The organism is Aliidiomarina indica, from assembly GCF_015354615.1.
GTDB lineage: Bacteria > Pseudomonadota > Gammaproteobacteria > Enterobacterales > Alteromonadaceae > Aliidiomarina > Aliidiomarina indica.
In genome coordinates, this window is the sequence record NZ_JACAVQ010000013.1 from 1 (window position 1) to 10,243 (window position 10,243).

The window sequence follows — 10,243 nt, forward strand, 5'->3', positions numbered from 1 at the left end:
TTTCGCTGGCCTTTTTCTTTATGGCGCCTTTACGCTTTCTCCTGATATACCCTATGTGTATCAGCGCTTACTTAGGAGACATCCATGATCGAAATCTTCACCGATTACGGCATATTTTTGATTAAAACCATTACTATCGTTGCTGCTATCATTCTTATTTTAAGCGTTATTATTAACGCTGCGCAGCGCCAAAAAGATGGCGATGGTGAATTACACATTGATAATCTCAGCGATTCCTTTCGCTCGGTGCAAAAGCAAATGCGGCTACATTTGCTTACCGGCAAGGCGCGCAAACTGGCGAAAAAGAAAGATAAAAAAGCCAAGCAGCCGGATCCATTTGAGCAGCACACATTTGTGATCGACTTTAAGGGATCTTTAGATGCCCGTGAAGTGGACTCTCTACGACGCGAGGTGAGCGCAATTCTGGCTGTTGCTGATAAGACTAAGGATGAGGTCGTTGTCCGCTTAGAGAGCCCTGGAGGCGTGGTACACGGCTATGGATTAGCAGCAGCTCAACTCAAGCGTATTCGAGACGCGGAGATTCCTCTAACAGTGGCCGTTGATAAAGTGGCTGCGAGCGGTGGCTATATGATGGCGTGTTTAGCCAACAAGATTGTTGCCGCACCCTTTGCGGTGGTCGGTTCAATAGGAGTGTTAGCGCAGTTGCCCAACTTTCATCGCTTGCTTAAAAAGAACAATATCGATTTTGAGCAAATTACAGCGGGTGAATACAAGCGCACCCTTACAGTGTTTGGTGAGAATACTGAGAAAGGCCGTGAGAAATTTAAAGAAGACATTGAAGACATCCATGATCTGTTTAAATCTTTTGTGAAGGAAGGGCGTCCACAGTTAGATATTGAGCGGGTTGCTACCGGCGAAATTTGGTTCGGTACCCGAGCAAAAGAGATGGGCTTAATTGATGACATCGCAACCAGCGATGATTTACTCCTAGAGGCGGCGAAAAATCGGGATGTACTCAAAGTAACCTACAAACCGAAAACAAAGCTTACGGATAAACTAACCCATGCTGCTCAATCCACGATTGATCGTTTAGTGCTCGATTGGGTTCAACGAACGCGCTTTTGGCGCTTTTAAGTTCGCACCGACATCATATGACCAAGTAAAAAGGGCTCGCCACATGGCGAGCCCTTTTCTATTCTACGACGCAATAAGCGCGCTATCTCACAGGCTTATGCTTTTGCTAGGGGTCTGCATTCTGATGGGGCGTTGCAGATGGCGACGGACCCCCCTTCCCATTGCTCGCTTCATTGCCAGCCGTAGGATCGTTATATACGTCTTCATCGAATTGACCTTCCGATTTACCAATCACTGTCGTGACCATCGCATCACCGGTAATGTTTACCGCAGTGCGGGTCATGTCGAGGAGGCGGTCGATACCCATAATCAGGGCAATGGCGTCGATAGGTAAGCCAACCTGTTGCAATACCATCGCAAGCATAATCAGACCGACACCTGGAACACCTGCCGTGCCGATGGAGGCCAAGGTAGCGGTTAAAATCACCATCAGATAATCAGTGAAACTCAGATCCACCCCGTAAAGCTGTGCAATAAAGACGGTAGCCACACCTTGCATAATGGCCGTGCCATCCATGTTTATGGTGGCGCCCAAAGGCACTGTAAACGACGCGACGCTGTTGTTAACTCCGAGTCGTTTTGTGGTGGTACGCAAGGTAACGGGTATCGATGCGTTGGAGCTAGAAATACTAAACGCAAAAATTTGGTTGCTGAACATCTTGCGCACGAACAACACTGGATTCAAGCCCGTTAGCAGTTTGAGAATCGTTGGATAGATAATAAAACCGTGTACTAACAACAGGCACAGAACCGTGAGGAAGTACTTTAATAAATCCCCGAGCAAGTCGCCAAATCCGAGATTTGCAAAGGTGCGCGCGAGTAATGCAAAGACCCCGTAAGGTGCTACCTTCATGAGGATCATGACTAACTTCATAATGACTTCATTGACGTCTTCAAAGAAGCCTTTTAACCGATCGCCAGCTTTTCCAGTAAGAGCCATGGCAATACCAAAAAGCAATGCAAATACGATGATCTGGAGCATGTTGCCTTCGGCCATCGCGTTAATCGGATTGCGCGGTACCATGTCAATCACGACATCCACAAAGCTGGGCGCTTCGGCAACGGATACATTGCCTTCCATCGCATCGGCAAACGCGGCGTTACTGCCCGGCTTAACAATACTGGCGACGGTCAGTGCAATGGCAATCGCAATACAGGTTGTAACAAGATAAAGTACTAATGCCTTGCCGCCCAATCGGCCTAGTTTGGATGGGTCACTCAGTTGGCAGGTCCCAACGATAAGGGACACAAACACCAGTGGCACCACCAACATCATCAGTGAGGTGATAAAGAACTCACCGACAATTCTAAGAAGACCGTCAACAAATACGGAGTAAAATAAGGGAGCGGTTTCGGCAGAGAACCATAAGTTGATTAAAATACCTACGAGAATACCGGCGAACATGCCGATAACAATTTTTCCCGTGAGGCCTAACTTTTTATCAGCCATTTTGTATTACCCTGATAATTATTATGATCGTAAGAGCGCTAGCCTATCAGACGAACGGCGATTGCCATAGTCCGACGTGCTAGAGAGCATAAAAAAGAGGAGCTAGGCTCCTCTTTTCTGTTGTTATTTTTACGTCTGCGAACTGCTTATTAGCTAACTTACAAACGTGGGAATAAACCCGTTTGTCCAGGCAATGACGGTTGCTGCCATTAAGCTGACCATAAGGATTAAGCCGGCAGTAACGACGGAGCTTGAATACATGAAACCTTGTTCTTCTGGAATATGCATAAGAATCGGTACACCCGCGTACAGTAAGTAAACCGAGTAGGCGACACCCGCTAAGAACACCATAGCGACAAACCACAATTCAGGGTAGAGTGCGCTTAAACCGGCCATGAGCACAGGTGTCGACGTGTACGCCGCCAATTCGAGTGATTGCGTATACGACGGTGCAGCACCAAATGTTTTTGCCATCCAGTGAATTAAGTAAGAAAGAGCAAGGACACCACCAATTAAGCCTATGTACATGGCAACGGCCATTGCCACGGCGCTGGTGTGGGTCATATAGATACTTTCGCGCGCGCCAATACTCCAGCCGATATGGGCTGATGCGAAATAGGCGGCAATACAGGGGATTAACCCAACGATCAAAATATGTGACAGAGAAAAGCGTAAACTTTCATGTCGTTGATCAATTGTTTTCCATTCTTCTACCGGATGAGCGTAGAGCCCCCAGATATGATTTAGTATCATGTATTACTCCTTGAAGCCGCAGCTCCGAATGTCATCAAACCCACATGGGTTGTATGCTCATTATAGAGTCGGAATTCGGCGTGAAATCAAGAATGAAAGGTTCTGAGCAATTTCTGCTCAGATTATTTTGTTATAAAGTCGTTAAGAAATTATGCCTGTGCAACTAACAAATCAGTATCACGATCTCCTCGCGCCTATTTACGGCTTCTTGCGTTGTCCTACGCCTGCGGCCTGGATTCAACACGCAAGCCAGCCAGAACAGCTTCCGTTGGTATTAATAGACCATTTGCACTGTGAATTAAAAGCTGCGCAAAGCGCGGGTTTACTGCTGCGCAGATATGCACTTAATGATGCGATGGGGCAGCAGGTTTTGGATTGGCTTCGCCCCTATGAGGACCGACTATATCGAAAACAGCATCCAGTTGACCAAGGAGCAAAAAATAAGCAAGTTCCCCGCATTCGATTGGAGGATGTTTTACCCTGGCAGGAGCGTTTAGTGGATCGTATGGTGCTGTTAATGAAGGAAGAATTGCATCATTTCGATCAAGTGTTCGAGATTATTGAACAGCGCGGCTTCGAACTCGTTCCGGTAACAGCGTCACGGTATGCCGCAGGCATGCTGCGCCATATTCGCGGGAAAGAACAAGAAGGCTTGGTGGATAAATTAATTATTGGCGCCATTATTGAAGCCCGCTCTTGTGAACGATTTGCCGCTTTAGCGCCGAATGTTGATGATGATTTAGCTCGCTTCTATATCTCTTTACTTCGTTCGGAGGCTCGTCATTATCAAGACTACCTAGCGCTGGCTGAAGAGGTGGCGGGCTCGCCTATTGCGGAACGGGTGGATTTCTTTCTAGCGCTTGAGCAAGATCTGATTGAATCAGTAGATTCAGAGTTGCGGTTTCACAGTGGTGTGCCCGAGTCAGCCGCGTTAGCGAGTAAGCAAGGGCTCACTGCGTAGATGCGCTCCGGTTCCCGTTACATCGAGAATGCTGCCTTGCTCATACCAATCGCCAAGGACAATTCGCGTGCCGGTGGCATGGGTGTGAATGCCCGGACGGTGGGTGTGTCCGTGAATCATTTGAATTGTGTCGGTTTCCTGCATTAACGCCTCAACGGCAGTATCGGTGGCGTCATATTTTGCCAGTTGTTCGTCACTGAGGGGCTTGTTAGGTTTACTTTCAGTTGCTGAGTCTGAACCATTACCAGCGCTATTGTCGCGCAGGTAAGTGGCAATTTTTCGACGCCATGACAAAGGCATCCAGGCCGTACATGCAAGCAACCAAGGGTGACGTATTACTTTGCGGAAACGTTGGTAACCAACATCCTTGGTGCAGAGGGTATCCCCATGCAAAAGTACCGTGGGAATGCCATAAAGGTCGATGACCGTGGGTTCGGGGAGTAGTGTAACCCCGGTTTCCTTAGCAAATGTCTCACCCACCAAAAAATCGCGATTTCCGTGGATAAAAAAGCAGGGAATGCCCGCGTCAGTAAGTGCCCTAAGCTCGCCTTTCACCTCGCGGTGAAAAGGGGTGTTGTCGTCATCACCAATCCAATATTCAAACAGGTCACCAAGGATATACAAGGCTTCGCATGAGCGTGCTTCCGTGCGCAAGAACTGCACAAACAGACCGGTAATATCCGGTCTGTCGGCACTAAGATGAAGATCTGAAATAAAGGTGGTGGTCACGGGTTATTCAACAACCGTTGCAGACTCGATGACAACGTCGTCGACCGGAACATCTTGATGAAAGCCTGAACGACCCGTGTTCACGACGCGAATTGCATCGACAACATCCATCCCCCTTACCACTTCACCGAATGCACAGTAGCCCCAACCATGGAGGTTCTCACCGGTGAAATTCAGACTCGCGTTGTCGCGCACATTAATAAAAAATTGCGCTGTTGCCGAGTGAGGATCTTGTGTACGCGCCATAGCAATAGTGCCTCGTTTATTCTCAACCCCATTATTGGCTTCGTTTTTTATCGGCGCCTTAACTTTCTTTTGCTCCATACCTGGCTCAAAGCCGCCACCTTGAATCATAAATCCGTCGATCACACGGTGAAAAATGGTGTTGTCATAGAAGCCGTCTTTCACGTAACTTACAAAGTTCTCGACAGTAGCCGGTGCTTTGTCGGCAAATAGAGCCAGCTCAATCTCACCAAAATTGGTTTTCAGTACAACGTTCATGATGTGTCCTTTAATTGCCTATTAGTTTAGGTCGCTATCTTAGCGAAATATACCTAGAAAAGGTATGTTTTACGGCGATTCAGTGCCGTACTCCGCGTTCAAATCGGCCAGGATGGGACCAAGCCACTCCCAGGCTTCTTCGACAGAATCAACCATGTGGTACAGGGCTAAATCTTTATGATCGATAAGGCCGGTATCGGCGAGATGTTGAACATTTAGCAAGCGATCCCAGAATGCTTTGCCGTACACAAAAATGGGAATGCGCGGCATTTTATTGGTTTGAATGAGGGTGAGTGTTTCAAAAAGCTCATCGAGAGTACCAAAGCCTCCTGGAAACACAATCAATGCGCGAGCACGCTTTAAAAAGTGCATTTTACGCAATGCAAAATATTGAAATTCAATACTATGTTTGGCAGCGATAAAAGGGTTTAGGCGCTGCTCTTTGGGAATCACAATGTTTAAACCAATACTATGATGACCCGCATCAAAAGCGCCGCGGCTCGCTGCTTCCATAATGCCGGGGCCGCCTCCCGTAATTAATCGGGTTCGGTGCATATTGTTGTCTTCAATATATTCACCAATGCGAGCGGAGAGTTCGCGCGCTTCTTGATAATACTTAGCCATGTCACGACAAGGGTCGTTGCTTCCACACTGATCGGGCGAAGGGATGCGGGCGCTGCCAAATATAGAGATGGTGTGTTTCACCTGCTCGCCGTTGAAGGTGGTTTCAGCGGCGAGCCATTCCTTAGACAAGTGCTCAGCTTGACCTTTTACGAGCTGATCCAACTCATCAACAATGTGCATATCCGCTTGATTAAAATCAGGTGTTGATTTCGCCATGTGAGTTCCTCGCCACTGCGTAAAATGCTAGTATACTGCCTTTCTTATTGATCCTAACAGAGACCGCACCATCATGCTCAGGTTATACAATTCGTTGACACAGCAAAAAGAAGAATTTAAGCCACTGGAAGCTGGGAAAGTGAAACTCTACGTTTGTGGTGTCACGATTTATGATTTGTGCCACATCGGTCATGCGCGTACCTATGTCGCCTTCGACGTTGTCGTGCGTTATCTCCGATATCTGGGCTATGACGTTACTTTTGTACGCAACGTTACAGACGTTGACGATAAAATTATCAAGCGCGCGCACGAAAACAATGAAGATATTGATGCAGTAACCGAGCGTTTTTTAGGTTATATGCATGAAGATTTTGCCGCCCTCAACTTGGTTGAACCTGACATTGAACCGCGGGTAACCACGCATATGGATGAGATTATTGAATTAGTCGAAACCTTGTTGGCGAAGAAAAACGCCTATGTGGCTGAGTCTGGGGATGTGCTTTTTGATGTTTCTAGCTTCCCTGAATATGGTCAGTTAAGTGGGCAAAATCTCGAGCAATTGCAGGCGGGAGCGCGGGTTACTGTCGATCAGGGCAAAACAGATCCTCTTGATTTCGTTTTGTGGAAGCGGGCGAAAGCAGGTGAGCCAAGTTGGGATTCACCTTGGGGACCGGGACGTCCGGGATGGCATATTGAATGTTCAGCCATGAATGGTAAGCACTTAGGCAAGCATTTCGATATTCACGGTGGTGGTTCTGACTTAATGTTTCCCCATCATGAAAATGAAATTGCACAATCATGCTGTGCACACGATACCCCGTATGTAAATTATTGGATGCACACGGGAATGGTGCAGGTAAACCAAGAGAAAATGTCGAAATCGCTTGGGAATTTTTTCACCATTCGTGACGTGCTGAAGTCGTATACCGCAGAGACGGTACGTTTCTTCCTGTTGTCAGGTCACTATCGGAGCCAGCTCAATTACTCGGAAAGCCACCTTGACCAAGCCCATAGCGCTCTTGAGCGTTTGTATACGGCATTAAGGGGGACCAACGCGAGTGAGCCATCGGCAGATTTGAGCGCGCCCTATGAATCGCGTTTTCGCACCGCGCTAAATGACGATTTCAACGTGCCAGACGCTATGGCCGTTCTTTTCGATATCGCCCGTGATTTAAATAAAGCGCGGCAAGAAAAAAGCGATTCAGCAGCTGAACTCGCAGGATTGTTAATCGCTTACGGAAAAGTGCTCGGTATTTTGCAGCAACGGCCTGAGGATTTTCTACAAGGAGATGCTGCTGGCGACGTGGACGTAGCGCGTATTGAAGCGCTAATCGCGGAGCGAAACGCCGCTCGCGCTGATAAAGACTGGGCGCGAGCTGATGCGGCTCGTGATGAGTTGCAGGCGCTGGGTATTGTTTTAGAAGATAGTCCAGAGGGAACTCTCTGGCGTAAAGCTTAATTCATACTATAAAAAGAGGATGCTGTATGGCGACTCCACAGGTCCAAGTTGTAGCAACAATTGATGAACTCGCAACGCAGGATTTTGATGCGTTAATTCTAGTCGGTCCTCAGTTTGCAGAGGTGGCCGATGGCATTGATTCAGCAATTGCGGAGGGTGTTCGCGTTCATGCAGGCTTATTGGCCAGCGGCGGTGTACTCGCGTGTGCTGGAGTGCCCGCAGAGCGTCTAATTTTGGCACCTACGGGTCCGCTTGATCGGGATTACGATGATGTCCGCCGTTTCTACGATGCCGCACGCAAGGCTGCGGATATTGCGGTATCGGCGGGGGCAAAGCGTCCCGTTCTGATGCCAGTGCATGTACCCAATACTGAGCTTTATTCACAAGCGGTGGCTGCCACCTATTTTGGTTTTGCTCAGGGCTTATATGAGCCTTTAGAAGCGCGCGAACACTTTGGTGAAGCGTTGGAAGTGATTCAACAGGTGGGCCTCGTTGGCCAAGCTGACGAAGCCTGGCTTTATGCGGTTGAATCTGGCCGTCGTGTAGCCCGCGATTTGTGTGGTACGGAACCGCAGCGAATGTCACCTCTGCGCTTTGCTGAGTATTGCCAGCAGGCCTTTGCGGGAACCTCGGTGAAAGTTTCCGTGGTGGATGATCAGCCCGAGTTAGAAGTGGAGTACCCGTTGCTCGCCGCGGTGGCCCGCGCCTCATTTGCAACCTCGCAACGTCCCTGTGTCATTCGACTTGAATACGTTCCGGAAGGTCCGATCGAGCAAACGTTAATGTTAGTAGGAAAAGGCATTACCTATGATACCGGTGGCGCCGACTTAAAGGTTGGCGGGCATATGGCGGGTATGAGCCGTGACAAAGGTGGCGCCGCAGGTGTTGCCGGCTTTGTAAAAGCGGTTGCTGAAATTCAACCGAAAGGCATTAAAGTGGTCGCTGAGTTAGCAGCGGTACGCAACAACATTGGTGAAACAGCCTTTGTTGCCGACGAGATTATTACCGGTCGCTCTGGCAAGCGAGTACGCATTGGTAATACCGATGCAGAAGGGCGCTTGATTATGGCCGACTGCTTGGCACGTATGGTTGAGCAAGCGCCGTCTGAAAAGCATCCCATGCTATATACCGTCGCTACGTTAACCGGACATGCGGCCCTGGCGAAGGGCCCTTACACTGCGTTTGTTCCGAACAAAACCGCTGCTCGCAGTGGACAAGTGGATGCGTTACTCGAGGCGGGTGAATTATGGGGCGACCCGGCAGAACTGTCGGTGAGTCGGCGTGAAGATTTCGATTTTGTGCGCGGACGGACGAAAGCCGACGATTTGCTTTCATCGAACAACGGTCCATCGGCAACCACTAAGCGCGGTCACCAGTTCCCAATGGCGTTTTTGGCTGAGGTATCGGGATTAGGGGAGCATCAGTTATCAAGCGCTACACCTATCCCTTATGTTCATGTTGATATTGCCGGAAGTGGCGTAGAAAACGGCGATTGGCAGCATGGAAAACCTACAGCAACGCCAATTTTGGCATTAGCGGGCCACTACCTTCGTTGATTTAGAATGAACGAATGAATGTTTCACTCAGTAAAAAATGCCAGTCAGGCTTTGACTGGCATTTTTGTTACAGGCCTCGGCTTTGTTTGTCGACCACACGGCGGGCCACAAAAACCACATAGATATGCTTGTCTTCAGTGCCCCAACGGCACTCTTTAGGACGGTCATAATCGTCACACCACGTGGGAGTGCCGAGCATATGCTGCACTTCAGCGTAGCGCATGCCGATATCAATATGATTAAAGTTGGTTCGGTTAACTTTCGGATCGCTGCAGGCGCTAAGCACAAAAATGAACGCACACAACGTGGTGACCGTTGCAAAGAACGAAAAACCTTTGCTCTGACGTAACGGTTGGTACATACAAGTATTTAATTTATGGAACATACTGGTGCTCCTAAATAAGGTTATGAATAGCTTGGTGGCTCTATGCGCAATTCATCAAGCTGCTCTTTGGTTTTACCATGGGGTTGCGGAACTCTCGATTCACCATCGATATGAACAAATACAATATCGTCAGCAACGCAGATATTTTGTTTAGTGCCTTTGTTACGAACCACGCAGGTCACGGTCAGTGACGTTCGTCCAACGTTCTTCGTTTCTAACCCGAATTCAACGACATCCCCTTGAAACGCAGAGGCTTCGAACGTAATTTCGCCAATGTGTTTAGTAACTAAACTTTTTTGATCGAGTTGGCAGCTGGCAAAAATATAGGCTTCTTCATCAATCCATTCGAGAATTCGCCCGCCAAACAGAGAACCCGCAAAGTTTAAGTCATTGGGCATGACTAGCCGTCGAGATAGAAATCGCATACGCACTCCTTGATGATAAAACTCCCTTTAGTATAACGAAAATTTTGCAGTTAACTTGTTCTTACTAAAGAAAAAGCCCTTCAGTCGCC

11 protein-coding genes are annotated in these 10,243 nt (G+C 48.3%); 4 read left to right on the forward strand and 7 right to left on the reverse strand.

Annotated features, from left to right (window positions below; translation table 11 throughout):
- The first annotated feature begins 87 nt into the window (after positions 1-87).
- Positions 88-1,095 (forward strand): protease SohB, encoded by a 1,008-nt coding sequence (gene sohB, locus HXZ99_RS11980; protein WP_194757542.1) that lies wholly within the window; start codon positions 88-90, stop codon positions 1,093-1,095.
- 106 nt (positions 1,096-1,201) lie between these two features.
- Here sohB and HXZ99_RS11985 read toward each other — a convergent pair whose 3' ends face one another.
- Together HXZ99_RS11985 and HXZ99_RS11990 are read right to left on the reverse strand one after the other, a co-directional pair.
- The gene (locus tag HXZ99_RS11985; RefSeq protein ID WP_194757532.1) at positions 1,202-2,545 is read right to left on the reverse strand and encodes a dicarboxylate/amino acid:cation symporter; all 1,344 of its coding nucleotides are present in this window, start codon (positions 2,543-2,545) and stop codon (positions 1,202-1,204) included.
- A 153-nt stretch (positions 2,546-2,698) separates the two neighbouring features.
- Positions 2,699-3,298: a Yip1 family protein gene (locus tag HXZ99_RS11990; RefSeq protein ID WP_194757533.1), complete on the reverse strand. Its 600-nt coding sequence runs from the start codon at positions 3,296-3,298 to the stop codon at positions 2,699-2,701.
- A gap of 151 nt (positions 3,299-3,449) precedes the next feature.
- Here HXZ99_RS11990 and miaE point away from each other — a divergent pair, with 151 nt between their 5' ends.
- Positions 3,450-4,259, forward strand: a complete 810-nt coding sequence (gene miaE / locus HXZ99_RS11995) for a tRNA isopentenyl-2-thiomethyl-A-37 hydroxylase MiaE (RefSeq protein WP_194757534.1) — start codon at positions 3,450-3,452, stop codon at positions 4,257-4,259.
- On the opposite strand, the gene HXZ99_RS12000 is transcribed toward miaE, so the two are convergent.
- The 3 genes from HXZ99_RS12000 to HXZ99_RS12010 form a co-directional block, all read right to left on the reverse strand.
- Complete coding sequence (locus HXZ99_RS12000; RefSeq protein WP_194757535.1) at positions 4,230-4,988, reverse strand: UDP-2,3-diacylglucosamine diphosphatase; 759 nt, start codon at positions 4,986-4,988, stop codon at positions 4,230-4,232. The genes miaE and HXZ99_RS12000 overlap by 30 nt on opposite strands.
- A 3-nt stretch (positions 4,989-4,991) precedes the next feature.
- Complete coding sequence (locus HXZ99_RS12005) at positions 4,992-5,489, reverse strand: peptidylprolyl isomerase (RefSeq protein ID WP_194757536.1); 498 nt, start codon at positions 5,487-5,489, stop codon at positions 4,992-4,994.
- Between the two features lie 69 nt (positions 5,490-5,558).
- Positions 5,559-6,329, reverse strand: coding sequence for an LOG family protein (locus tag HXZ99_RS12010; protein WP_194757537.1), 771 nt, complete (start codon positions 6,327-6,329; stop codon positions 5,559-5,561).
- Between the two features lie 73 nt (positions 6,330-6,402).
- On the opposite strand from HXZ99_RS12010, the gene cysS reads away from it, so the two are divergent.
- On the forward strand, positions 6,403-7,788 hold the full coding sequence (cysS, locus tag HXZ99_RS12015) for a cysteine--tRNA ligase (RefSeq protein WP_194757538.1): 1,386 nt from the start codon (positions 6,403-6,405) through the stop codon (positions 7,786-7,788).
- A gap of 26 nt (positions 7,789-7,814) precedes the next feature.
- A complete protein-coding gene (locus HXZ99_RS12020) occupies positions 7,815-9,344 on the forward strand; it encodes a M17 family metallopeptidase (RefSeq protein ID WP_194757539.1) in 1,530 nt (509 codons plus the stop codon).
- A gap of 67 nt (positions 9,345-9,411) precedes the next feature.
- On the opposite strand, the gene HXZ99_RS12025 is transcribed toward HXZ99_RS12020, so the two are convergent.
- Positions 9,412-9,729 carry a hypothetical protein gene (locus HXZ99_RS12025; protein ID WP_194757540.1) on the reverse strand — a complete coding sequence of 106 codons (318 nt, stop codon included), beginning with the start codon at positions 9,727-9,729 and terminating at the stop codon, positions 9,412-9,414.
- A gap of 20 nt (positions 9,730-9,749) precedes the next feature.
- Complete coding sequence (locus HXZ99_RS12030) at positions 9,750-10,154, reverse strand: acyl-CoA thioesterase (RefSeq protein ID WP_194757541.1); 405 nt, start codon at positions 10,152-10,154, stop codon at positions 9,750-9,752.
- Positions 10,155-10,243: the final 89 nt, after the last annotated feature.